Source organism: Morganella sp. HSTU-ASny43, assembly GCF_022819185.1.
GTDB classification, from domain to species: Bacteria; Pseudomonadota; Gammaproteobacteria; order Enterobacterales; family Enterobacteriaceae; genus Morganella; species Morganella morganii.
Map to the genome: position 1 here is coordinate 244,756 of NZ_WSPG01000001.1, position 24,713 is coordinate 269,468.

At 51.8% G+C, this 24,713-nt stretch carries 19 protein-coding genes; 5 read left to right on the forward strand and 14 right to left on the reverse strand.

Annotated features, from left to right (window positions below):
* Nucleotides 1–106: 106 nt before the first annotated feature.
* Nucleotides 107–1,150, reverse strand: a complete 1,044-nt coding sequence (locus GN208_RS01145; RefSeq protein ID WP_080654106.1) for a sulfatase-like hydrolase/transferase — start codon at nucleotides 1,148–1,150, stop codon at nucleotides 107–109.
* An 884-nt stretch (nucleotides 1,151–2,034) separates the two neighbouring features.
* Here GN208_RS01145 and GN208_RS01150 point away from each other — a divergent pair.
* Complete coding sequence (locus GN208_RS01150) at nucleotides 2,035–2,448, forward strand: DUF2007 domain-containing protein (RefSeq protein WP_004236783.1); 414 nt, start codon at nucleotides 2,035–2,037, stop codon at nucleotides 2,446–2,448.
* Nucleotides 2,449–2,486: 38 nt separating this feature from the next.
* Here the strand turns inward: GN208_RS01150 and GN208_RS01155 are convergent, their stop codons facing one another.
* Complete coding sequence (locus tag GN208_RS01155) at nucleotides 2,487–3,821, reverse strand: NCS2 family permease (protein ID WP_004236782.1); 1,335 nt, start codon at nucleotides 3,819–3,821, stop codon at nucleotides 2,487–2,489.
* A gap of 222 nt (nucleotides 3,822–4,043) precedes the next feature.
* Here GN208_RS01155 and adeD point away from each other — a divergent pair, with 222 nt between their 5' ends.
* Nucleotides 4,044–5,810: an adenine deaminase gene (adeD, locus tag GN208_RS01160; protein ID WP_004236781.1), complete on the forward strand. Its 1,767-nt coding sequence runs from the start codon at nucleotides 4,044–4,046 to the stop codon at nucleotides 5,808–5,810.
* A gap of 59 nt (nucleotides 5,811–5,869) precedes the next feature.
* Here adeD and GN208_RS01165 read toward each other — a convergent pair whose 3' ends face one another.
* From GN208_RS01165 to GN208_RS01195, 7 genes are all read right to left on the reverse strand, one after another.
* The gene (locus GN208_RS01165; RefSeq protein ID WP_015422633.1) at nucleotides 5,870–6,592 is read right to left on the reverse strand and encodes an amino acid ABC transporter ATP-binding protein; all 723 of its coding nucleotides are present in this window, start codon (nucleotides 6,590–6,592) and stop codon (nucleotides 5,870–5,872) included.
* Nucleotides 6,579–7,343, reverse strand: coding sequence for an amino acid ABC transporter permease (locus GN208_RS01170; RefSeq protein WP_004240080.1), 765 nt, complete (start codon nucleotides 7,341–7,343; stop codon nucleotides 6,579–6,581). The genes GN208_RS01165 and GN208_RS01170 overlap by 14 nt, the downstream gene beginning before the upstream one ends.
* Nucleotides 7,344–7,411: 68 nt before the next feature.
* A complete protein-coding gene (locus GN208_RS01175; RefSeq protein ID WP_004236778.1) occupies nucleotides 7,412–8,179 on the reverse strand; it encodes a basic amino acid ABC transporter substrate-binding protein in 768 nt (255 codons plus the stop codon).
* Nucleotides 8,180–8,385: 206 nt separating this feature from the next.
* Nucleotides 8,386–8,970: a hypothetical protein gene (locus GN208_RS01180; protein WP_004236777.1), complete on the reverse strand. Its 585-nt coding sequence runs from the start codon at nucleotides 8,968–8,970 to the stop codon at nucleotides 8,386–8,388.
* Entirely contained in the window at nucleotides 8,970–9,896 is a 927-nt protein-coding gene (locus GN208_RS01185) for a phosphatidate cytidylyltransferase (protein WP_004236776.1), read from the reverse strand. The genes GN208_RS01180 and GN208_RS01185 overlap by 1 nt, the downstream gene beginning before the upstream one ends.
* Complete coding sequence (locus GN208_RS01190) at nucleotides 9,886–10,563, reverse strand: lysophospholipid acyltransferase family protein (protein ID WP_004236775.1); 678 nt, start codon at nucleotides 10,561–10,563, stop codon at nucleotides 9,886–9,888. The genes GN208_RS01185 and GN208_RS01190 overlap by 11 nt, the downstream gene beginning before the upstream one ends.
* Nucleotides 10,560–11,231: a CDP-alcohol phosphatidyltransferase family protein gene (locus tag GN208_RS01195; RefSeq protein ID WP_004236773.1), complete on the reverse strand. Its 672-nt coding sequence runs from the start codon at nucleotides 11,229–11,231 to the stop codon at nucleotides 10,560–10,562. Before GN208_RS01195 ends, GN208_RS01190 begins: the two co-directional genes overlap by 4 nt.
* Before the next feature lie 208 nt (nucleotides 11,232–11,439).
* Here GN208_RS01195 and metC point away from each other — a divergent pair, with 208 nt between their 5' ends.
* A complete protein-coding gene (metC, locus tag GN208_RS01200) occupies nucleotides 11,440–12,633 on the forward strand; it encodes a cystathionine beta-lyase (protein WP_004236772.1) in 1,194 nt (397 codons plus the stop codon).
* A gap of 36 nt (nucleotides 12,634–12,669) precedes the next feature.
* Here metC and tyrP read toward each other — a convergent pair whose 3' ends face one another.
* From tyrP to ubiG, 5 genes are all read right to left on the reverse strand, one after another.
* The gene (gene tyrP, locus GN208_RS01205) at nucleotides 12,670–13,875 is read right to left on the reverse strand and encodes a tyrosine transporter TyrP (RefSeq protein WP_015422635.1); all 1,206 of its coding nucleotides are present in this window, start codon (nucleotides 13,873–13,875) and stop codon (nucleotides 12,670–12,672) included.
* 149 nt (nucleotides 13,876–14,024) lie between these two features.
* Nucleotides 14,025–14,291, reverse strand: coding sequence for a class I ribonucleotide reductase maintenance protein YfaE (yfaE, locus tag GN208_RS01210; protein ID WP_004236769.1), 267 nt, complete (start codon nucleotides 14,289–14,291; stop codon nucleotides 14,025–14,027).
* Nucleotides 14,291–15,421: a class Ia ribonucleoside-diphosphate reductase subunit beta gene (gene nrdB, locus GN208_RS01215; protein WP_004236768.1), complete on the reverse strand. Its 1,131-nt coding sequence runs from the start codon at nucleotides 15,419–15,421 to the stop codon at nucleotides 14,291–14,293. The genes yfaE and nrdB overlap by 1 nt, the downstream gene beginning before the upstream one ends.
* Nucleotides 15,422–15,433: 12 nt before the next feature.
* Nucleotides 15,434–17,728: a class 1a ribonucleoside-diphosphate reductase subunit alpha gene (nrdA, locus tag GN208_RS01220; RefSeq protein WP_004236767.1), complete on the reverse strand. Its 2,295-nt coding sequence runs from the start codon at nucleotides 17,726–17,728 to the stop codon at nucleotides 15,434–15,436.
* Between the two features lie 376 nt (nucleotides 17,729–18,104).
* Complete coding sequence (gene ubiG, locus GN208_RS01225; protein ID WP_036418410.1) at nucleotides 18,105–18,830, reverse strand: bifunctional 2-polyprenyl-6-hydroxyphenol methylase/3-demethylubiquinol 3-O-methyltransferase UbiG; 726 nt, start codon at nucleotides 18,828–18,830, stop codon at nucleotides 18,105–18,107.
* Between the two features lie 187 nt (nucleotides 18,831–19,017).
* On the opposite strand from ubiG, the gene gyrA reads away from it, so the two are divergent.
* Both gyrA and rcsC read left to right on the forward strand, forming a co-directional pair.
* Complete coding sequence (gene gyrA / locus GN208_RS01230; protein WP_004236765.1) at nucleotides 19,018–21,633, forward strand: DNA topoisomerase (ATP-hydrolyzing) subunit A; 2,616 nt, start codon at nucleotides 19,018–19,020, stop codon at nucleotides 21,631–21,633.
* 174 nt (nucleotides 21,634–21,807) lie between these two features.
* Nucleotides 21,808–24,654 (forward strand): two-component system sensor histidine kinase RcsC, encoded by a 2,847-nt coding sequence (gene rcsC / locus GN208_RS01235; protein WP_243828274.1) that lies wholly within the window; start codon nucleotides 21,808–21,810, stop codon nucleotides 24,652–24,654.
* Nucleotides 24,655–24,713: the final 59 nt, after the last annotated feature.

Below are 24,713 nucleotides of genomic sequence, written 5' to 3' on the forward strand. Positions count from 1 at the left end.
TCTGTCCTGTCAATCTTTAATGGCGGGGACAGCATACCGGAAGTGACAGACCGGTATACTGCGTCCGGTTTGCCCGGCATTTTATAACTGAACAGTATGCGGCTGCTTACTTATTCTTGTTGAAATAAGATGAAAACGGAATCGCATAACCGTCAGTTGAAAGGATCCGATCATGCTGTTTATCCGGTTCCGCAATCGACTGGTCTAATGAATAACCAAGCAGTTCAGATAAAATATATTTGTTCATTAATCCGCTGATCCAGCCATCCTGATTGCGGTATTTTTCAATAAATTCACAGCCATAAGACGGATTCCCTGATTTATATAAAAACGGAATCAGGAATTGATCCGCGCCTTTGGAAAAACCGTGGCCTTTACCGACAATTTCTCCGTGATCGGAGGTGTAGATGAAAATATAGTCATCGGTTACTGATTCAACTTCATCATAAAGACGGCCAATCACATTATCGGTGTGACGAATGGTCAGATCATAGTCACCGGCGTCATTCAGCTGCTGCTTTTCTGTTTCTGTATAATTTGTATAAGGCATGTGGTTGCCCCATAAATGCAGAATAATAAATTTGTATTCATCTGGCTCGGCCAGCGCCTGCTTTAATAACTCAGGCAGTTTCATGTCATTGTTTTCTTCCACAATAACAGTATTATTCCGCCGGGCAAGATAGCCATATTTTGAACCGTTAACGCCGACCAGAGACTGAGCGCCCAGCCAGTAAGTTTTGTATCCCTGATCCTGTGCTATTTCAATAACCGATTTCTGACGGAATAAATTTTCTTCGCTTTCCGGTGTGTAAAATGAAAGTGACAATGAAATGGAATCCCGTGTTATCGGGGAGGATGAATGCACTTTGTCTGTCACGCAGGCCTTGTCACCCATGAAAAATGCGTTCCATTTCCGGTGTTGTTTCTTTGGAATACCCGTAGATATGATATCTGGACGGAGATGATGATTCTCCGATGATAAAGATGATGAGTTTATTCTGTGGTTTTCCGGCAGACGCCAGCACCCGGTTTGGTTTCCGGTCAGGATAATTCTCCGTATACTTGTCATGGCTGAGAGCAACGGAGGAAACATACATAATATTTCCGGCGACAACAGGAAATTTCTCGCGGAGATACGTCCCCAGTTCATAAGGGTCTTCGCTGAAATTAATGGATAAATTACGGTATTCCGGGATGACTTCACGGAGCAGGGAAATCATCAGAAAGCCGAAAATGAACACCGGTGATAATGTAAACCAGCGGGGAAGGCGGAGTCTTTTTCTCCGGAAGCAGATAAAAATTAATACGCTTATGCACAGGGCAGGCAATATGATGGAATATAAATAGTGCCCCAGCATCAGTGTTGCTTCAGAATTATTTGTTTCCAGTGCTGAATCGAGAACACCGGCAGAAATTCGTTCGTGGAATTCGGTGAAATAACCGACTTCCAGTGAAAAAATTAGTGTAATAATAAATCCTGCAACGGCAGGCAGCCAGTGTTTACAGTTCAGAAGAATAACGGTACATAAAACCAAAAACAGGGTGGCTAAATGCGGGCCGGTTGAATCACGCTGATACAAGAATGTATTGGTGAGATAACTCAACAGCATGGCAGCGACAAATAACAGCGGGTATTTATATTTTTTCAGCATCAGGTCAAAGATCAATATTCGGAATAGGATTAAGTTTTTTCAGCACTAAATGCTAAAGGATATTTGACGGGAATACAATGGCTGTAAAAATAGTGTTCTTCATATTTTATTAATCAAATAATTTTTTATTAAAATCTTCCATAAAAAATTTATGTTGTCAGTATCATAAAGGGAAGTTATTGATGTTTTTTTATATCACCCGGCTGGATTAGAACAGTTTAAAGTGTTATAGCGAAACTGGTCATTAAACTTATTCCTGCTGCAAAAAGGCTAAATTCAGGTTGTTTTCCCGGAAATTATCGCCGATCCTTTCTGCTATTACGCACTGACGCCGGCCGGAATACGGGCTATTCAGTCAGGGCAGCCAACCGAAGGAGGTATTATGTGGAATATACACCCGACACGCAGTCGCTATGCATTACTGGCTCAGTATCTGTCGCCGCTGGATGCCAGGATTGAAGCCGGATTGCTGGAATCCGAAGGGATTGAGGTGATGCTGCTGGATGAAAATATTGTCTGGAATAACCAGATGTATGCTCAGGCTGTCGGCGGTGTGAAGTTGCTGGTTAATCAGGATGAGTTAACCAGAGCACAGGAGATTCTGGCGGATTATCATCACGGGGATTTCGGGATTAATGAGGAAGGGGAACCGGCGGCGGCTGAGCCGGAACCGGTGACTGAAAACAGTAAAGAAGATTATGTCAATATAGGGTTTGTGTTTCTTATTTTCCTGACGCTCGGCCTGGCTATTCCGTTTAAGGCGCTGCATCATCGCCTGAAAGAGAAAACAAAATAATGCCCGGATGACGGGAAACCCGCCATCCGGCAGAAACATCAGTGGTCGACAAACACAAACTTCAGCACAAACAGCAGGGCAACCAGAATCACACACGGATTCAGCTCTTTCCAGCGCCCGGTCCCCAGCTTCATCACAGAGTAAGAGATAAAACCAAGCGCAATACCGTCTGTGATGGAGAAACTGAACGGCATCATAATCGCGGTGATAAAGGCAGGTACCGCGTCAGTCAGGTCATTCCAGTTTACCCGTGCCAGGCTCGACGTCATCAGCACCCCGACATAAATCAGCGCACCGGCAACCGCATAGGCTGGCACCATTCCGGCCAGCGGGGAGAGAAAAATCACCAGCAGGAACAGGATCCCGACCACCACGGCGGTAAGCCCGGTCCGGCCGCCGACAGAAACCCCTGAGGTACTTTCAATATACGCGGTGACAGATGATGTGCCGATAAACCCGCCGATCACGGAGCTGACACTGTCCACATACAAGGCTTTCTGCATATTCGGGAATTTACCGTCTTTATCTGCCAGTCCGGCTTTATCGGTTACCCCGATAAGGGTACCCGATGAGTCAAACAGGTTAACCAGCATAAACGAGAAAATAATCCCTGACAGCCCGATATTAAAGGCACCGGCCACATCCACTTTACCCAGCACGCTGGTAACATCCGGCGGCATGGAGAAAATACCGTTATAGGTGACATCCCCCAGCCACCAGCCAATCAGTGTAGTAACCACAATGGAGATCAGCACCGCTGCGTGAATACCGCGGGAGGCCAGAATCGTGATAATAAAAAAGCCCAGTGCGCCGAGCCAGACGGAGTGGGCGGTCAGATCTCCCATGGAAACCAGCGTGGCCGGATTCGCCACAACCAGGCCGATATTTTTCAGCCCCATCATAGCGATAAACAGCCCGATACCACTGGTGATCCCCACCCGCAGACTCAGCGGGATATTGGCTATCATCCAGTAGCGGATGCGGAAGACCGTCAGCAGCAGCATGCCGAGTGCACCCCAGAAGATAGCCCCCATCCCTATTTGCCAGGAGTAACCCATGGCGCTGACCACACCGAAAGCAAAAAAGGCGTTCAGCCCCATTGCCGGTGCCAGTGCGACCGGCAGATTTGCCAGACAGCCCATCAGAATACAGCCAAATGCCGCAATCAGACAGGTGGTGACGAAGACAGCCTGTGTATCCATCCCGGCAGCGCCGAGGATTTGCGGGTTAACAAAAATGATATACACCATGGTAAGAAAGGTGGTTATACCGGCGATAACTTCGGTTCGTGCCGTGGTACCGTGTGCCTGTAAACGGAATAAACGTCCCAGTACACCTGTTTCCCGGATGGTTTCCGGTGTTTGACTATCCATTTTATGCTCCTGTCTCCCGGGGAAAAGATAACTGGTCTGATAAATGCATAATCAATGCCAGCATCGTAATGACATTCCGTGAGAAACCGTAATCATCCGGTTGTGTCGCAATAATTTGTAACAATTGCGGCGGGGATCACCTTTATTCCGGTACACCTCACAGGACAGAGAGAACACCGCGAATTCGCATTATCAATGTGAGAGAAAAACAGGGGGACAGTGATGAACAGTGAGAAAAATAAGCGCACCTGCACGCGCAGCCGCGAAGAAATGACAACACTCCTCGCCGTGGCCCGCAGTGAGGCACCGGCGGATTATCGTATTGATAATGTCCGGATTCTGGATCTGATTAACGGTGGTGAATTTCCGGGCCCGGTAGTGATAAGCGGAAATGCCATTGCCGGTGTCGGTACGGTATATAAGGATGCACCGGCGCATCAGGTCATCGACGGTAAAAATGCGGTGGTCGTACCCGGATTTATTGACGCACATCTGCATATTGAATCCGGCATGATGACCCCGGTCACCTTTGAGAGTGCCACGCTGCCGCTGGGAGTCACGACCATTGTGTGTGATCCGCATGAAATCGTGAACGTCATGGGCGAAGAGGGAATTGAATGGTTTCTGCGCTGCGCGGAACAGGCACAGCAGAATCAGTTTGTTCAGGTGAGTTCCTGTGTACCGGCATTACCGGGCAGTGATGTGAACGGCGCGGATTTCCCGCTGACAGAGATGCTGAAATACAAGGATCATTCCCATGTGCTGGGACTGGCGGAGATGATGAATTTCCCGGCGGTGATTGCCGGTGAGGCAGAAACGCTGGATAAACTGGATGCATTCCGCGATATGACGCTGGATGGTCACTGCCCGATGGTCACCGGGAAAGATCTCAACGGCTATATTGCCGGGGGGATTGAAAACTGTCACGAATCGCACCGTTATGAGGAAGGGCTGGAAAAACTGGCACTGGGAATGGCGCTGATGATCCGCGAAGGGTCGGCGGCACGGAATCTGGATGCACTGGCACCGCTTATCACCGCGATGAGCAGCCCGCAGTGTCTGTTATGCACCGATGATCGCAATCCGTGGGAAATCATTCACGAGGGGCATATGAATGCGCTGGTGTATCGTCTGATCAATCAGCATCAGATTCCGGTACATATTGCTTACCGTGTTGCCAGCTGGTCTGCCGCCCGGCATTTCGGGCTGAAAAACCTCGGGCTGGTGGCGCCGGGTAAACAGGCGGATCTGGTCCTGCTGCGGGACGAGAAAACAGTCGATATTCAGGCGGTTATGTGCGGCGGGCGCTGGGTGGATAAAGCGGCGCTGCTGCGTGAGCGGAAGGCTAAACAGGCAGCATCACGTCCGCCAATGCAGAATACTGTCCGCCGGCAGGCCGTGACAGCACAATCTCTTGCTTTTGTGCCGGTTGCCGGTCATGAGTACCGTGCTATCAGTGTGATCCCGAATGAACTGATCACCTGTGAGCAGCGGGTCAGCTGGGACGGACGCCGCTATGACTGCGATAATATCTGCTCGCTTGCGGTGATTGAGCGCTATGGCCGCCAGACACCACCGGCAACCGCATTACTGCATAATTTCGGTCTGACGCGCGGGGCTCTGGCGTCAACGGTCAGCCACGACAGCCATAATATTGTTGTCGCCGGTATTGATCCGATGGATATGGCGCTGGCGGTGAATCAGCTGATTGCCGGTGGCGGCGGGATGTGTGTGGTTGCGGACGGGCGGGTGCTGAGCCATGCGACACTGCCGATTGCCGGGCTGATGAGTGATAAAACGGCGGATGAAATCGCCGCTGAAATTGAATCGCTGAAAGCAGCCTGCCGCGATTGCGGGGTGATGCTGGATGAGCCGTTTATTCAGATGGCATTCCTGTCTCTGCCGGTGATCCCGACACTGAAACTCACCAGTCTCGGGTTATATGATGTGAACAAATTTGTTTTTACGCACAGTGAGTTAACCGCATAAACAGAAAAGGACAGAGACGTTTTGTCTCTGTCCTTAGTCACTATTCACTGCAGCGAAAACTACAGCACGCGGCTGAGAAACGCGGCGGTACGCGGGTTTTGCGGGTGATTAAATATCTGCTCCGGTGTGCCGGACTCCTGGATGATCCCCTGGTCGATAAAAAAGACGCGGTCTGCCACTTCGCGGGCAAAATTCATCTCATGGGTCACAATCACCATTGTCATACCCTCATGGGCCAGCGCTTTCATCACATTCAGTACTTCACCGACCAGCTCCGGATCGAGCGCGGAAGTCGGTTCATCGAACAGCAGCACCGTCGGATCCATCGCCAGGGCACGGGCAATGGCCACGCGCTGCTGCTGACCGCCGGATAAATTCTCCGGCCAGGCATCAATTTTGTCCGGCAGCCCGACTTTTTCCAGTAACCGTTCCGCTTTAAGCAGCGCATCGGCTTTTTTCAGCCCGGACACCATCAGTGGCGCCATGGTAATGTTATCCAGCACCGTCATATGCGGAAACAAATTGAAGCGCTGGAATACCATACCGGTATGTTCGCGCATTTTGTTCAGATCTGTTTTCGGATCACACACATCGGTGCCGTTTACCACAATCTCACCGGAATCCGGGCGTTCCAGGGCATTCAGGCAGCGCAGAAAGGTACTTTTTCCGGAGCCGGACGGCCCTATCACACAGACAACTTCCTGCGGACGGATATCACAGCTGATACCGCGCAGCACATGAGTATTGCCGAATTTTTTCTGTAAATTATTAACGTGAATCACTTCTGCTCAACCTTCTTTCGGTGTATTGAACCAACTGCGCCAGCAGGAATGTCAGCATCCAGTAAATAACGGAGATGACCAGGTACGGCTCCCAGTAAGTTGCATACGCGCCGGATACTGTCCGCGCGGCATATGCCAGGTCGGCAAGGCCGATAGCAGAGGCCAGGGAGGAATCTTTGACAATCGCGATCGCATTGTTACCCAGCGGCGGCAGAATACGGCGGAAAGCCTGCGGCAGGATCACCTTACGCATGGTTTTTCCCCAGCTCATGCCCAGTGCGCGGGAGGCTTCTGTCTGACCGCGATCGACGGACTGGATCCCGGCGCGGAAAATCTCGGAAACATACGCCCCGGCATTGAGTGTGATAGCAACAATACAGGAGAGAAATGCACCGTACTCAGAGCGCAGCATTCTGGCCGTGTCAGAGGTAATAATACCGCTGGTGACCATCAGGCCGTCACGCGGGTTGATAAACAGCGGCACCAGTGCGAAGTGAACCACCATGATCTGCACAAACAGCGGCGTGCCACGAAATGCACTGACATAAAACCGCACCGGATACTGCACAAAGAACAGCAGCAGCCATTTTGCCGGGCCGCGTTCGGCACGGGCTGTCCGGCCGAGGCCGAGCGTCAGTCCCCAGAGAGTCCCCAGGATGACACAGATAATGGTACATTTTATTGTCATCAGTGCCCCGTCCATAAATAACGGAGCGTATTCTTCTATAATTTCCCAGCGGAAAGCTGACATAACATCCATCCTGAAAAAACAGATCAAACCCGCCGCAGAAGCGGGTTTTTAATCAGATAAATAATGAATTACTGCGCGGGCAGGGAAGGTACGTCGTTATCGAACCATTTCTGATAGATTTTGGCGTAAGTACCGTCGGCAATAATTTTTGCCAGACCACGGTTAATTTTTTCCTGTAATTCCGTATTACCTTTAGCGACGGCAATGCCGAAATACTGTTTTTCAAAATGATTGTCGTAAATCAGTTTAAATTTCTTATCCGGATGGGTTTTAATATAAAACTTCACGACACCGACATCACCGACCGCCGCATCCACGCCGTCTTCATATAATTCCTGTAACAGCAGCGGAGTATTATCAAAGCGTTTGATGGCGGTGCTGGTTTTGCCGAGCACATCAGAAACCACAATATCCCCGGTGCTGGAGTTCACCACACCGACATTATATTTACTCAGTTCAGATAACGCGCTGATTGGTGAATTTTCATTCACCACAATTGCCTGTTCCGCCGGGAAATACGGGGCGGAGAAATCCACCATCTGTTTGCGTTTATCGGTGATGGTAATACCGGAAATTAAAATATCGCGATCCCCGGCGGACAGTGTGGCGAAAATACCTTCCCACGGCGTGTTGATTAATTTGACGTCAAAATCTTCGGCGGCAGCAACCGCTTTGATAATATCGATATCAAACCCTTCGAGTTGTTTTTCACTGTTTTCAAATTCAAACGGGCGATAGGTACCGCCGGCACCGATCACATAGGTTTCTTTGGCCTGGCTTACCCCGGTGAATGCTAATAATGATAAACAGCCTGCAAAGACTAATTTTTTAAACATGACAACCTCATTTTTATGCGTGATTTTTAATTAAAAATACATAAATATTCATTTAATGGCAATAACTATTTAAAAATAAGCAAGGCAGCAGCAGATGATCAGCCTGCGGAACAAAGCAGGCAGAGTCTTATACGGGAAAGTGAGCAATACAGAGCGGATGTGGCGGAATGTGCGGAGGTATGCGGTTCAGAATACACCGGCTGACATTAGCGGTGTGGTGCGTCACGGGTGAACCGCATCATTCCCCAGTAGCTGTTATGTGTTTTTTCTGTCATCCGCCAGCCGGATTGTTCCAGTGCGGGGCGCAGGGCGTGATTGATAATCCGGTGCGCCATGACCAGTACAGCGCCATGTTCCTGTGCATAGTCTGAGAGGATTTGTGCGGCACATTGTGCCCGTCCGCGTACCTGTGCCACAGAGGGAACAGATTTTCCGCCACCCGCCAGCCACAGCAGCCGGAATGCGGTTACCCACCACATCGGCGGCAGTTTTACCGGCATCAGCAGTGCAGGAGAGAACAGGGGAAGTACTGCTTCATGCAGTTCATCAACAATGGCGCGGGGTGTGATCCCGAGAATGGCCAGGGATGCCGTGGTACGAAACAGCGGACTGGCTACCGGGAAATAACGGGACAATTCTTCAGCGGACAGCGATAAAGGCGGAGCGGCCGGCGGGATAATTCCGCCCGCATCATATTCCGCCAGCCAGGCACAGAGGTTGCGCAGGGCCAGCGGTGTTTTTCTGTCCGGCACCGGTTCACCGTGGCGGATCAGCAGAATTTCCTGAATCATCAGGTATAAAAATATTTCAGCACATGGAAGAAAACCGGGGCTGCGAAGCAGAGGGAATCCAGTCTGTCCATCATGCCGCCGTGACCCTCAATCATGGCACCGAAATCTTTGATCCCGCTGTCCCGCTTGATGGCGGACATACACAACCCGCCCGCGAAACCGGCCAGGCAAATCAACAGTGAGAGCAGGAATGCCGCCCACGGGCTGAACGGTGTGGCCCACCACAGTGCCATACCGACACAGCTCGCACTGAGGATCCCGCCGATAAAGCCTTCAACGGTTTTGTTCGGGCTGAGTTTCGGTACAATCGGGCGTTTGCCGAACAGTTTACCGAACACATATTGCAGCACGTCAGAAATCTGAACCACGATCATCAGAAACAGCAGCAGGTTGATATTATCCGTGAAATCCGGAATCGGCAGTACCAGCAGTGCAGGAGCATAACTGAGGCAGTAAACCGCAATCATCACACTCCACTGGATTTTTGCCATGCGCTCCAGGAAGTGGCGGGTGTCGCCGGAGAGCACCATGCGGGTCGGGATAAACAGGAACGCATAGACGGGGATAAAGACCGCCAGCAGGTTATACCACTGAACACCGACCAGCACATACTGTACCGGCAGAATGATAAAGAAGCACCAGAACAGGGCACCGTGGTCGGCGCGGTGTGTCGGCGTCAGAGTGATAAGCTCACGCAGTGCCAGCAGGGACATAAAAGCAAACAGCACCACAGAGCCGATGGGCCCGATGCTGATAGCCACGGCGGCGATAATACACATCAGCCACCAGGCGCGGATACGGGCATTCAGGTTACTGATAACCGAGGTGTTTCCCTTAACCTGCTTCAGGATCAGGCCGATAACCGTTGCCACCGCCAGGAACCCGAACAGCCCGCTGAAGATCCAGAATAATTCATTATCTTTCATTATGTATTGCCTCTAACGCCTGGCGGGTCCGCACTAAAAAGTCCGCTTTGCTCTCTTCTTCCCCGGCCGGTTCAACCGGAGCGCCGAATGTGGCAGTGCAGATAATCGGCACAACCAGCCGCGAGCCTTTCGGCAGGACGCGGTTGAGGTTTTCCAGATAGACCGGCACCAGCACCGCATCCGGATTATTGCGGGATAAATGCCAGAGCCCGGCTTTGAAATCCTGAATCTTTTCACCGTCGCCGCGTGTGCCTTCCGGGAACAGAATCAGGGAATCCCCGGTATCGAGAACACTCTGCATCACATCCAGCGGATTCTCCGCCGGCGTGGTCTCCTGTTGTTCATCCTCTGTTGCCGGCTCGATTTTTTTACCGCGTGCAATCAGCACCGCACCAAAAATACGTTTGGCAATATAACGACGGAACCCGGTTTTATCCCAGTAATCCTGCGCCGCCACCGGGTGAACGCGTTTTCGCGCCGCACCGGTCAGGCAGGACCAAATCACCAGTCCGTCAAGGTGACTGGAGTGGTTGGCATAGTAAATACAGGGTTTACCTTCCGGCAGCGGGGCGTTCTGCTTTGCGCGGATCCCGGTCAGAAACCGGCATACCGACACCAGCAGCGCCGAGACAATTTTTTGATCCGGCGAAAACGTTTTACGGGTCATCCTTTATTATCCTTACGTAAATCAGCCATCAGTATGCGGGTACGGCGCACGGCGGTCCAGAGTGCGCCGAGGGTAATCACCCACAGTATGATAAGAAACAGCCACTGAGCCTGATACAGCGGGAGAAAACAGGCGGCAACGGCACCGGCGGTCAGCAGCGCCATCCGGTGCTGTTTGGCCATCGGGCCGGAAAATTTCTGCGGCTGCTCACAACTGCCGCCGAGCACCCGGACATAGGCGGTCATCACTGCCATCAGCGCCGCCGCCCAGCCGAGCTGCGGGGCATAAGCGATAAAACCGGCCAGTCCGTAACCGGCACCGATGAGGATCAGGCTGTCCGAAACGCGATCCGGCAAATCGTTAAATACGGCACCAACAGGGCTGCGCAGGCCGCCTTCGACCGCCACCATACCGTCAAGCAGATTACAGATAAGCCGTCCCTGTACCATCAGTGCGGCCAGCAGAAACAGGATGATACGCAGTACGGTGAGCTCGCTGTTCAGAGCACCGTAAAAGGCGGCAGCGGCAAATAATGCACAGACTGAACTGGCGACAGAGATACCGTTAGGGGTTGCACCGCGCTGTTGCAGCAGACGGGCGGCTGAGGTCGCCCAGCGGGTCTGCCGGGCTTTAATCGGACGTCGGTCCCTGATTTCTTCTGATTCCATATCCTTTCCGTCATGTGAAAATTAATCTGTTGATAATATAAGGTTTCGTAACTTATTAATAATAGTGATGCAGCAAAATTGCCAAATATTTCTTTACACCACGGCAGGTGAGGATAACGGTATATCTTAGCTGAAAAGCGACTAAGGAAAGCCGCCGCCCTTATGGCAGGATAACAGCATAACCAGGCAGACTATTATTGAGGTGATTATGTCAGAACATGCACGCCGTCCTTTGCGGACAGAAACCCGGCTGACGCAGAGCGGCCGTAACCCCGCATTACAGCACGGATTTGTGAATACCCCGGTATACCGCGGCTCGACGGTGGTCTTCCCGACGTATGATGCCCTGATCAACCGCCGTGCTGAATTTCATTACGGCACTGACGGCACTCCGACGATCGCGGCACTGGAGAATGCCTGGAGTGAACTGACCGGTGCGGCGGGTACGGTGTTATCCCCCAGCGGACTGGGCGCGGTGACACTGGCGCTGCTGACCACTCTGAAAAGCGGCGATCATCTGCTGATGACCGATTCTGTTTATCACCCGACCCGGCAGTTATGCGGCGGTCTGCTGGCAAAGATGGGCATTACCACCACTTATTATGATCCGCTGATCGGCGCGGGGATTGAATCGCTTATCCGCCCGGAAACAACCGTGATTTTCCTTGAATCCCCCGGCTCCCAGACGTTCGAGGTGCAGGATGTTCCGGCGATCACTGCCGTGGCGAAACGCCATCATGTGACAACCGTTATTGATAACACCTGGGCGACCCCGCTCTTTTTCCGCGCTCATGAACACGGCTGTGATATCTCCCTTGAAGCCGGTACCAAATACCCCGGAGGTCATTCGGATGTGCTGATGGGACTGGTTTCCGCTAATGCACAGTGGTGGCCGGAATTGCGCAAAACCTATGATCAGATGGCGATGCTGCCGGGCGCTGAGGATTGTTTCCTTGTGCTGCGCGGTCTGCGCACTCTGCATATCCGCCTGAAGGAAGCACAGCACCGGGCGCTGAAAGTCGCGGAGTGGCTGCAGTCCCGCCCGGAAGTCAGCAAAGTGCTGCATCCTGCCTTCCCGGAATGTCCGGGGCATGAGATCTGGAAGCGGGATTTCACCGGCTCTTCCGGCCTGTTCTCGCTGGTTCTGAATGCGGAATACACCACAGACGACCTGGCGGCCATGCTCGACGGGCTGGATATTTTCGCGATGGGCTATTCCTGGGGTGGGTTTGAAAGCCTGATAGTGCCGTTTGACTGTAGCCGTTACCGGACGGTTACTGACTGGCAGCCGGGCGGACTGACACTGCGTCTGCAAATCGGCCTGGAAGATACGGAGGATTTGATTGCGGATTTGACCGCCGGATTTGAACGGCTGAATGCCGCACACGGACAAAAAAAATAAGCCCGGAAATCCGGGCTTGCTTTCAGAACAATGGTATTAAATGTTCGGCAGATAACCGGCGCTTTTGATGAACTCGATAGAGATCACCAGCAGGCCGAACAGGAAGATAAAGATCAGCACACCGTTTCCGCCTGCAACACGGTAAGCACCGGCTTTCGGGTTCTGCCGTACTTTCCATGCTAATAATGACGGCAGGATCAGCGCCAGGAAGGAGAGCGCCATTGCGGCATACGCCAGCGCACCGGTGAAGCTTTTGTAGTACAGGGCGCAAATCAGCGGCAGGGCAAAGGTCAGGATCCCGGTTTGCGTACGGCCGAAGGCGGAATTTTTGCGGCGGAACAGGTCGGCCAGGTAATCAAATAACCCCAGCGCCACACCCAGGAATGAGGTAGCCAGTGCCAGATCCATAAACAGGCTGACCGCGATATCCACATATTTATTGGCCACGGTCTCACTGAGCGCCGTCAGTAAGCCGTCCAGGCCGGATTTCTGCGCCAGAATACCAAAGAAGGTATCGGACGGGATCGCGCCGAGGGTCGCAACCTGCCACAGCAGATACGCCACCAGCGGAATAGCACTACCAGTGAGGAAAATAAAGCGCAGCTTTTTGCTGTCGCCGTTCATGTAATTCACCAGGCTCGGCACACTGCCGTGGAAACCAAAAGAGGTAAACACCAGCGGGATAGCAGAAAGCACCAGTCCGTTCTGAATCGGCATGCTGACAAGGTTGGTCATATTCACATGCGGCATCATGACGGCGAGCATGATGATCAGGAAGATAATTTTACCGGTGAACAGGATACGGTTGATAAAATCAACCGAGTGCGTCCCGACACACACTACCAGGCCGCCAACGAGGGTGAAGATAATGGTCGCCGTACCCGGTGTAACAGATATTTGCCACCAGCTTTGCAGGCTGGCGGAGATCATTTCCCCGGCTCCGCCGATATAGGCAGTGGTCAGGGCATACATCAGCAACAACATGCTGAAGCCGGTCAGGAGCTGACCCGGTAATCCGAGGTATTGACGGGAGACGCTGCCTAAGCCGGTATCCGGTGAGCTGTACTGATACACTTCAACCATCAGCAGTGCGGTGTAGCTCATGATAGCCCAGAGGCCGATCAGAATGACAGCAATGACCGGAAATCCGATCCCTGCGGCAGCCAGCGGCATTGCCAGCATACCGGCACCGATCGTTGTTCCCGCAACAATCAGAACACTGCCGAGTGTACGATTTTTCACCAAAACCTCATGATATTTCAATCAATAATATGTGCGCAAAGCGTAATGAAAAACCGGAAAGGTGTCAAATTTAAATTACGTATATCGTAAAGATATCGTTACACCAATGGCATAAAAAAACCGGATTGCAGATCCGGTCACTAAACAGCTTACAATTCGATGTCGATATCACTCAGCGGGTAGCAACTGCAGGGAAGAATTTCACCGTCATTGATAAATGCAACCGGCCTCTGCCGGTAACCGACTTTACCGCGTTTCAGGCGGACACGGCAGGCACCGCAATAGCCTTCACGGCACTGGTATTCCACCGGGACGGATTGTTCGAGTGTATTGAGCAGGTTGTTGTGTTCTTCACTGACATAATGCAGCTGAATACCCTGCATGTTGCCATGCAGGGTGATTTTATAGCGGGGCATCAGAGTTCGAAGTTACTCAGTTCGTCAGTGTTGACTTCAGAGTCAATCTGACCGACCAGATAGGAGCTGACTTCCACTTCCTGTGGTGCCACCTGGACGTTATCAGATACCAGCCAGGCGTTGATCCACGGAATCGGGTTCGAGCGGACTTTAAACGGCAGCGGCAGACCCACTGCCTGCATGCGGATATTAGTGATATATTCCACATACTGACACAGGATATCTTTGTTCAGACCGATCATAGAGCCGTTGCAGAACAGATAATCTGCCCACTCTTTTTCCTGCTCCGCCGCACGGACAAACAGATCGTAGCAATCCTGCTCGCACTCTTTGGCGATTTCCGCCATTTCCGGGTCATCCTGGCCGCTGCGCAGCAGGTTAAGCATATGCTGGGTGCCGGTCAGGTGCAGCGCTTCATCACGGGCGATCAGTTTGATGATTTTCGCATTACCTTCCATCAGTTCGCGTTCGGCAAAGGCAAAAGAGCAGGCGAAACTAACATAGAAACGGATCGCTTCCAGCGCGTTGACGCTCATCAGGCACAGATACAGCTGGCGTTTCAGGGCGCGCAGGGTAACAGTAAAGGTTTTACCGTTTGCGGTATGCGTTCCTTCACCAAACATATGATATTCATTGGTCATGCGGATAAGATCATCATAATAGCCGGAAATATCTTCCGCGCGTTTGATGATCTCTTCGTTTGCCACGATATCATCGAATACCACCGACGGATCATTCACGATATTACGGATAATATGTGTGTAAGAACGCGAGTGAATGGTTTCCGAGAAAGACCAGGTTTCCACCCAGGTTTCCAGCTCCGGAATGGAGATCAGCGGCAGCAGCGCCACGTTCGGGCTGCGGCCCTGAATGGAATCCAGCAGGGTCTGGTATTTCAGGTTGCTGATGAATATATGCTTTTCGTGATCCGGCAGGGCATTGTAGTCAATGCGATCGCGGGATACGTCCACTTCTTCCGGACGCCAGAAGAAGGAGAGCTGTTTTTCAATCAGTGATTCAAAAATCGGGTACTTTTGCTGATCATAACGGGCGACGTTCACCGGCTGGCCGAAGAACATCGGTTCTTTCAGCTGATCATTATGTACCTGCGAAAATGTTGTATAAGACATTATTTATTCACCTTAAATTTTACACGCGCCGCCTTCACAACCATCATCGTCGGCGATGACCACTTCCTCAGGAAGGTCTTCCTGGGTATCTTCCGCGCCATCGCGGGTATTGTGGTAATAAAGTGTTTTCACACCGTATTTATAGGCCAGCAGCAAATCTTTCAGTAACTGATTCATCGGTACTTTGCCGCTCGGGAACCGGGTCGGATCATAGTTGGTGTTGGACGAAATCGCCTGATCGACAAATTTCTGCATAATCCCCACCAACTGGAGATAACCTTCGTTGCCCGGCATCTGCCATAACAGCTCATAGGCGGATTTCAGACGGTCATACTCCGGCACGACCTGGCGCAGAATGCCGTCTTTCGAGGCTTTCACGCTGATATAGCCGCGCGGCGGCTCAATACCGTTGGTGGCATTGGAGATCTGCGAGGATGTCTCTGACGGCATCAGGGCAGACAGGGTGGAGTTACGCAGACCGTGTTTTTTGATCTCTTCGCGCAGGCCTTCCCAGTCATAATGCAGCGGCTCGTTCGTCAGCTGATCCAGGGTTTTCTTGTAAGTGTCGATCGGCAGAATACCCTGTGAATAGGTGGTTTCGTTAAACCACGGGCATGCACCGTACTCTTTTGCCAGCTCATTGGAGGCTTTCAGCAGGTAATACTGAATAGCTTCAAAGGTGCGGTGAGTCAGGTTATTGGCACTGCCGTCGGAATAGCGCACACCGTGTTTCGCCAGGTAGTAAGCGAAGTTAATCACCCCGATACCCAGGGTACGGCGGCCCATTGAGCCTTTGCGTGCCGCTTCAATCGGATAATCCTGGTAATCGAGCAGGGCATCCAGGGCACGTACTGCCAGGATAGCCAGCTCTTCCAGCTCATCGAGGTTTTCAATGGCACCCAGGTTAAATGCGGACAGCGTACACAGCGCGATTTCCCCGTTCGGGTCATTCATATCGTTGAGCGGTTTGGTCGGCAGGGCAATTTCCAGACACAGGTTGGACTGGCGCACCGGCGCGATAAACGGATCAAACGGGCTGTGAGTGTTGCAGTGGTCCACGTTCTGAATATAGATACGGCCGGTAGAGGCACGTTCCTGCATCATCAGGGAGAACAGCTCCACCGCTTTCAGCGTCTGTTTGCGGATCGACGGATCTTTCTCATACTGCTCATAAAGACGCTCGAACGCATCCTGATCGGCGAAGAACGCGTCATATAACCCCGGGACATCGGACGGGCTGAACAGGGTGATATCCTGGCCTTTGATCAGGCGTTCATACATCAGTTTGTTGATCTGGACGCCGTAATCGAGGTGGCGGACACGGTTGCCTTCAACACCACGGTTGTTTTTCAGTACCAGCAGGCTTTCCACTTCCAGATGCCAGATAGGGTAGAACAGCGTTGCCGCGCCACCGCGCACGCCGCCCTGAGAACAGGATTTCACGGCGGTCTGGAAATGTTTGTAGAACGGGATACAACCGGTGTGGAATGCCTCGCCGCCGCGGATCGGGCTGCCGAGCGCACGGATGCGGCCCGCGTTGATACCGATACCGGCACGCTGGGACACATATTTGACAATCGCACCGGAGGTCGCGTTGATGGAGTCAAGGCTGTCGCCGCACTCGATCAGCACACAGGAGCTGAACTGGCGGGTCGGGGTGCGGACACCGGACATAATCGGTGTCGGCAGGGAAATTTTGAAGGTTGACGTGGCGTCATAGAACCGGCGGATATAATCCAGACGGGTCTCTTTCGGATAATGTGAGAACAGACAGGCCGCAACCAGGATATACAGGAACTGTGCACTTTCATACACTTCGCCGGTAACACGGTTCTGAACCAGATATTTCCCTTCCAGCTGTTTGACGGCGGCGTAAGAGAAATTCATATCACGCCAGTGATCGATGAACTCATTCATCTGGTCAAATTCAGCTTCGGTGTAATCGGTTAACAGATTTTCGTCATATTTACCGGCAGCCACCATTTTCTGTACATGGGCGTATAACGCCGGCGGCTCAAACTGGCCGTAGGCTTTTTTGCGCAGGTTAAAAATAGCCAGGCGGGCAGACAGATACTGATAATCCGGCGTTTCAGCGGAAATCAGATCGGCGGCGGCCTTAATCATGGTTTCATGAATATCCGCGGTACGGATCCCGTCATAGAACTGAATCTGGGAACGTAACTCGACCTGGGAGACAGAGACATTATTCAGACCTTCAGCGGCCCAGGTAATGACGCGGTGGATTTTGTCTAAATCGATACGTTCTTTGTGACCATCACGTTTGGTAACAAGCAGATTCTGGTTCATCAGTTGATATACCCTGTTTTGAAAATGACACTCTGTTGTGATTAACGCGCCGATAACGTGTATCCGCCCGATAAAAAACGATCCCTGAAACAAATGTTCCGGGAAAGTCAATAGCGGGTGCTGAGCGATTTAAACACAAGATGTAGTGTGTCTGTAAAAGATGGGTAACAAGATAATGATAAATGCGCTCAGGATCAAGTGTATAAAATCAGGATCTTTTGTGGATAACTTGAGGATAGTCACCCGCTGACAGAGTGGTAAGCACTGAGATCACTGACAAAATGAAACTGTGCTTACCTTATTACGCGAAGCGATAATTTTAGAAAAATGCGATTTGTTTGGCGTTTTATTAATCGCCGGAGTAATTAACTTGACACTATAAAATAAAACGGGTATGCAACATATAATTTACATCCACATTGGGTGCCAGCCAGAATTTATCGCTTAACGGATTGTAATGTAAGCCGATCATATGCTGCTCGCGCAGACCGGTATTATTCAGCCAGTCAATCAGTTCTGCCGGACGGATAAATTTTTTCGCATCGTGCGTACCGGGCGGTACCATCTTCAGAATATATTCTGCTGCGATAACGGCCATAAACCAGGCTTTTTTGTTGCGGTTAATGGTGGAGAACACCACATCGCCCCCCGGTTTGACCAGACGGGCACAGGAACGCACCACAGACGCCGGATCCGGCACATGCTCAAGCATCTCCATGCAGGTCACCACATCATACTGTTGTGCATGTTTTTCTGCGTGCTGTTCCACCGTTTCCTGCACATAGGTGATATCAGTGCCGTTTTCCAGTGCATGCAGACGCGCAACCTGAAGCGGCTCTGCGCCCATATCCAGCCCGGTGACGTCCGCACCTTCCCGCGCCATACTTTCTGCCAGAATTCCGCCGCCGCAGCCGACATCCAGCACTTTCTTCCCGAACACACCGTTAACCCGCTGCTGAATATAGGCCAGACGCAGCGGATTGATCCGGTGCAGCGGTTTAAATTCACCCTCAAGATCCCACCAGCGTGAGGCAACATCCTCAAACTTTTTGATTTCCGCAGGATCGACATTGGCTGTCAGCGGGGAAGCTGTGTCATTCATGGTCTCTTTCTCTCTCTTGCTGCGGCAGAACCTGCCGGAATACGCGATGGCGTCAGTATACAATGCCGGGCGCGGATGCGTCAGAAATAAAATACTCTCCCGATTTTTATATCTCCTTTTTTAAACATTGGCGATTTGTGGTATAGTTCCGCACCTTGAATCCGGAGTAATGAGGGATACTGGCTCCATGAGCGACAATGCCAAAGAAATCTTGCCCGTTAACATCGAAGAGGAGCTGAAAAGCTCGTATCTGGATTACGCCATGTCCGTTATTGTCGGACGCGCGCTCCCCGATGTCAGGGATGGTCTGAAACCGGTTCACCGCCGCGTATTATTCGCGATGAAAGAACTGGGTAATGACTGGAACAAAGCCTATAAAAAATCTGCCCGTGTGGTCGGGGATGTGATCGGTAAATATCACCCCCATGGTGACAGTGCTGTGTATGAAACGATTGTCCGCCTGGCTCAGCCGTTCTCAATGCGCTATATGCTGGTGGATGGTCAGGGTAACTTTGGTTCAATCGACGGTGACTCCGCAGCAGCAATGCGTTATACGGAAGTCCGTATGGCGAAAATTGCCCATGAACTGTTAGCCGACATCGACAAAGAAACCGTGGATTTTGTACCGAACTATGACGGTACCGAAATGATCCCGGATGTGATGCCGACCCGCATCCCGAACCTGCTGGTGAATGGTTCATCCGGTATTGCTGTCGGGATGGCAACCAATATTCCGCCACATAACCTGGGTGAAGTCATCGACGGCTGCCTGGCCTATATTGATGATGAAGATATCAGCATCGAAGGTCTGATGGAGCACATCCCGGGGCCGGACTTCCCGACTGCGGCGATTATCAACGGCCGCCGCGGTATTCTCGATGCTTACCGCACCGGACGCGGCAAAATTCATATCCGTGCCCGCGCTGAAGTGGAAACGGATGAAAAAACCGGCCGCGAAACCATTATCGTTAATGAAATTCCGTATCAGGTGAACAAAGCCCGCCTGATTGAGAAAATCGCCGAGCTGGTTAAAGAGAAACGTCTGGAAGGTATCAGCGCACTGCGTGATGAATCCGATAAAGACGGTATGCGCATTGTGATTGAAGTCAAACGCGATGCGGTCGGTGAAGTGGTACTGAACAACCTTTATCTGCTGACACAGATGCAGACCACGTTTGGTATCAATATGGTTGCCCTGCATCAGGGACAACCGAAGATCCTCAATCTGAAAGAAATTCTCAGTGCGTTTGTGCGCCACCGCCGTGAAGTGGTGACCCGCCGGACAATCTACGAATTACGCAAAGCCCGTGAACGCGCCCATATCCTCGAAGGTCTGGCGATTGCACTGGCCAATATCGACCCGATTATCGAGCTTATCCGCCGTGCGCCGACGCCTGCGGAAGCAAAAGCCGGGTTACTGGCACAGGCATGGGAACTGGGTACGGTTGCCGCTATGCTGGCCGGTGCCGGTGATGATGCCGCGCGTCCGGAAGGTCTGGATGAGCAGTTCGGTATCCGCGACGGTCTGTATCATCTGACCGAAGTTCAGGCTCAGGCGATTCTGGATCTGCGTCTGCAGAAACTGACCGGTCTGGAGCACGAAAAACTGCTCGACGAATACCGCGAGTTACTGGAACTGATTGCCGGTCTGCTGCATATCCTGCAAAGCCCTGAGCGTCTGATGGAAGTCATCCGTGAAGAGCTGGTGGCAGTGAAAGAGCAGTTCAACGATAAGCGCCGTACTGATATCACAGAAAACACAGCGGATATCAATATCGAAGATCTGATCAGTCAGGAAGACGTGGTGGTGACACTGTCTCATCAGGGCTACGTGAAGTATCAGCCGCTGACCGACTATGAAGCCCAGCGCCGTGGCGGGAAAGGCAAATCTGCCGCCCGTATCAAAGAAGAAGACTTTATCGAACGTCTGCTGGTGGCAAACACCCACGACACCATTCTCTGCTTCTCCAACAAAGGGAAGCTGTACTGGCTGAAAGTGTATCAGTTACCGGAAGCCAGCCGTGGTGCGCGCGGTCGTCCGATTATCAACATATTACCGCTGGATCAGGAACAGAACGAGCGTATCACCGCTATTCTGCCGGTCCGTGAATATGAGGAAGGTAAGTTTGTCTTTATGGCGACTGCCAGCGGTACCGTGAAGAAAACCTCCCTGCAGGACTTCAGCCGTCCGCGTAACGCCGGTATTATCGCCGTTAACCTCAATGAGGGTGATGAGCTGATTGGCGTTGACCTGACTGACGGCAGCAACGAAGTGATGCTGTTCTCTGCTGACGGTAAAGTCGTCCGCTTTGCGGAAGATGCTGTCCGTGCCATGGGGCGTACCGCCACCGGTGTGCGCGGTATCCGTCTGGGTGACGACGATGCGGTCGTGTCGCTGATTATTCCGCGTGGTGAAGGTGAAATTCTGACGGTCACCGAAAACGGCTACGGTAAGCGGACAGCGGAAGCGGAGTATCCGACCAAATCCCGCGCCACTCAGGGGGTTATCTCCATTAAAGTGAGTGAGCGTAACGGGAAAGTCGTGGGGGCAATCCAGGTCGGTGCGGATGATCAGATTATGATGATCACCGATGCCGGTACGCTGGTCCGTACCCGCGTCTCTGAAGTCAGTATCGTGGGCCGTAATACCCAGGGTGTGACGCTGATCCGTACCGGAGAAGAAGAGAAAGTGGTCGGTCTGCAGCGTGTTGCGGAGCCGGAAGAGGATGAAAATGATTTCTCTGAAGACGGTGAAGTGACGGATGCGGCATCTGATGATAATGCAGAAGAGAATAACGATTAATATCACCGGTTTCCGGTAATATAAAATCAGAAAAACCGATAAAGCAGGAACAATAATATTGTTCCTGCTTTTTATTTACCCCGGGGGTTTTGTAAACATTGCACAGTGGTATATCCTAGACATAACAGTCTGAAACCTCGTGAATATATCAGATTCATTATTGGCGGAGCCCCTTTGAGATACTTTTCATCTTTCCAGATATCACTGAAAATTTCGCGTTACCTGTTCCGGATCGTCGGTGTGATGTTATGGGGGCTGGGGGCGCTGGTGACGGTATTCTATTTACTGAATATCTATAACGGGATGCGCAATGATATCCGCCAGCAATATTATTCCGATTACGATGCCTTATTAGCCTATTTCCGGCAATCCACCGATATGACCCGCGATATCCGTTATATGAATGAACGGTTTGTCGAAAATAAAGAAGTACGGCCGGGAGAGCCCGCAGACCGGACCACCGACGGCTTTTTTATTGATTACCGGGCACTGAATACCAAAGGCGACTGCGCGGCCTTCCGCACCGGCAGCGGCCCGTATATTATTGCATTCAAAGATCTCCTGACGTACTGGCAGAACAATATCGCCGCACCGATGGGGCTGAATCAGGTCTTTCTGGTCGGCTCAAAAACCCTGTGTATGGTGTCATTTCCGATCCGCAACCTTTCCACCAGCAGCGAAACGTTGCGCAGAATGGTCAATGATTACTCTCAGAACTATTTCCGCCTGAAAAGTCAGGGGAAAGAGCGCACCATTTACTGGGCGGCGCCGGGTAGTAATCAGGGAATGGCCAGCCTGTTTGTGATGATGCCGCTGTATTATGACGGGCGTTTTCTGGCACTGATGGGTATTGAGCGTAATCTGCAGCTGGAAAACTTTAACCGCCTGCGCGATTTCCCGGCCAATATGGTGATTATTAATGAGCAGGATGATGTCGTGCTCTCTTATCCGGAAGAAATTAACACACAGAAAAATAAAGACCGTTATCTGGTGGACGATAATTATTTCGGCTATGACGACGAATTCACCCAACTGGTCTTTAAACGCAGACTGACGCCGTCGCTGCTGAGTGTGGTATATACCACGCCGCTGAGCTCAATCTATGAAAAACTGAAATTTCAGATCCTCAACGGGGCGATTCTTAATCTGATCTCTGCCATTATTATCGGGTTGTTTACCTGGCTGCTGGAACGGCGGATATTTATGCCGGCCGAAAACAGCGCCATGCGTCTGGAGGAGCACGAGCAGTTCAACCACAAAATTGTGGCCTCCGCACCGGTCGGGATTTGCATTCTGCGCACACTCGACGGTACGGCACTGCTGAGTAATGAGCTGGCTCATAATTACTGGCGTATGCTTTCGTTTGAGGATCGCAACCGTATCGGCCTGCTGATAAAAGATAAACGGCAGGGGATGGAAGATATGGTGACCCGTAACGGCGGGCACCTTCAGGTCAGTTTTGTGCATTCCCGTTACCAGAACGAGGAAGTGGCGATTTGTGTGCTGGTGGATATCAGCGCACGTGTGCAGCTGGAAAGCTCGTTACAGGATGCGGCACAGGCGGCAGAGCAGGCTAACCAGTCGAAATCCATGTTCCTTGCCACGGTCAGTCATGAGCTGCGCACGCCGCTGTACGGTATCATCGGTAACCTGGAGCTGTTACAGTCCATGGCGCATTCGCGGGATGCCCAGCGCCTGCTCGGTACGATGAATAACTCCTCGTCATTATTACTGAAAATTATCAGTGATATTCTCGACTTCTCCAAAATTGAATCCAAACAGCTGAAAATTGAGCCGAGAGAGTTTAACTTCCGCGAACATATTCATTTTGTGGTGGCAAACTACCTGCCGCTGGTGGCGAAAAAACACCTTTCTCTGTACTGCTTTATTGAAAAAGATGTGCCGGAGCTGGTCTGTAATGACCCGGTACGGATGCAGCAGGTGATCGCCAACCTGTTTAATAATGCGATTAAATACACGCATGTCGGGATGGTGTGCATTCACGTCTATGTCTGCGGTGAATATCTGCATGTGGATATTCAGGATACCGGCGGCGGTATCAGTGAGGACGAGCTGCGCCAGTTATTCGACCCGTTCTATCAGATTATGCCGAACACGGACAGCCCGTCGCAGGGTACCGGGCTCGGGCTGCCTATCTGTGAAAAACTGATTTCACTGATGGACGGTGACATGATGGTGGAATCGCAGAAAGAGGTCGGCAGCTTGTTCGGGATCCGCTTCCCGTGCTATACCGCCTATCCGTCCGGTCATCATGCGGATATTGCGCCGCTGACCGTACCGCTGGTCTTTGAGTTCCGCAACGGCGTGCTGGCGGATTATATGCAGCGTTACTGGCAGGATATTGCCCCGGCAGCGGTTCCGTTATCTGAATGCCCTGATATTGCCTGTGCGGTGGTGATCACGGACGTGGTGACCCCGGCGATGAAACAGGCGCGTCTGCTGATTGAACTGGATGCCGGGTATACCGACAAACCGGTGCCGATGGGCGGCAATCACTGGCGGCATAATACCCATCAGCTTGACGGGTTGTTTGATTTTGTCTCTGACCGCCTGAACAACCGCTGTCAGGAAGCCGATGATCTGCCGCCGCCGCCACTGCCGGACAGTCAGCAGGCAGCACATGTCCGGATCCTGATTGTGGATGACCATCCGATTAACCGCCATCTGCTGTCAGATCAGCTGCATCTGTTCGGCTTCCACACCGCAACGGCGGATGACGGGCTGGATGCACTCGACTTCCTCGAAACCCATGAGGTGGATATTATTCTGTCAGACGTCAACATGCCGAATATGAACGGTTATGACCTGACCCGCACACTGAGAGAGAAGGGGATGACACTACCGGTTATCGGGATCACCGCCAATGCGCTGGCGGAAGAGCGCGAGCGCTGTCTGGCTTCCGGCATGAACGATTGTCTCTCCAAACCGGTCTCGATGCAGGCGCTGCGCACCATGATGCAGCACTACATCCCGCAGGTCACGCCGCCCGGGGCTGAATAACCGGCATATAAAAAAACCGCCGTTCATCTGAATGGCGGTTTTGTATCAGTACTGTAAAA

Excerpts from the sequence above, each read along its gene's own strand:
- GN208_RS01185 (WP_004236776.1), bottom strand. The coding sequence starts at position 9,896 with ATGAAAGATAATGAATTATTCTGGATCTTCAGCGGGCTGTTCGGGTTC.
- GN208_RS01195 (WP_004236773.1), bottom strand. The coding sequence starts at position 11,231 with ATGGAATCAGAAGAAATCAGGGACCGACGTCCGATTAAAGCCCGGCAG.
- GN208_RS01170 (WP_004240080.1), bottom strand. The coding sequence starts at position 7,343 with ATGTCAGCTTTCCGCTGGGAAATTATAGAAGAATACGCTCCGTTATTT.
- ubiG (WP_036418410.1), bottom strand. The coding sequence starts at position 18,830 with ATGAATGACACAGCTTCCCCGCTGACAGCCAATGTCGATCCTGCGGAA.
- GN208_RS01180 (WP_004236777.1), bottom strand. The coding sequence starts at position 8,970 with ATGATTCAGGAAATTCTGCTGATCCGCCACGGTGAACCGGTGCCGGAC.
- GN208_RS01145 (WP_080654106.1), bottom strand. The coding sequence starts at position 1,150 with ATGAACTGGGGACGTATCTCCGCGAGAAATTTCCTGTTGTCGCCGGAA.
- yfaE (WP_004236769.1), bottom strand. The coding sequence starts at position 14,291 with ATGCCCCGCTATAAAATCACCCTGCATGGCAACATGCAGGGTATTCAG.
- metC (WP_004236772.1), top strand. The coding sequence starts at position 11,440 with ATGTCAGAACATGCACGCCGTCCTTTGCGGACAGAAACCCGGCTGACG.
- GN208_RS01150 (WP_004236783.1), top strand. The coding sequence starts at position 2,035 with ATGTGGAATATACACCCGACACGCAGTCGCTATGCATTACTGGCTCAG.
- GN208_RS01155 (WP_004236782.1), bottom strand. The coding sequence starts at position 3,821 with ATGGATAGTCAAACACCGGAAACCATCCGGGAAACAGGTGTACTGGGA.
- adeD (WP_004236781.1), top strand. The coding sequence starts at position 4,044 with ATGAACAGTGAGAAAAATAAGCGCACCTGCACGCGCAGCCGCGAAGAA.
- nrdA (WP_004236767.1), bottom strand. The coding sequence starts at position 17,728 with ATGAACCAGAATCTGCTTGTTACCAAACGTGATGGTCACAAAGAACGT.
- gyrA (WP_004236765.1), top strand. The coding sequence starts at position 19,018 with ATGAGCGACAATGCCAAAGAAATCTTGCCCGTTAACATCGAAGAGGAG.
- GN208_RS01175 (WP_004236778.1), bottom strand. The coding sequence starts at position 8,179 with ATGTTTAAAAAATTAGTCTTTGCAGGCTGTTTATCATTATTAGCATTC.
- GN208_RS01190 (WP_004236775.1), bottom strand. The coding sequence starts at position 10,563 with ATGACCCGTAAAACGTTTTCGCCGGATCAAAAAATTGTCTCGGCGCTG.
- nrdB (WP_004236768.1), bottom strand. The coding sequence starts at position 15,421 with ATGTCTTATACAACATTTTCGCAGGTACATAATGATCAGCTGAAAGAA.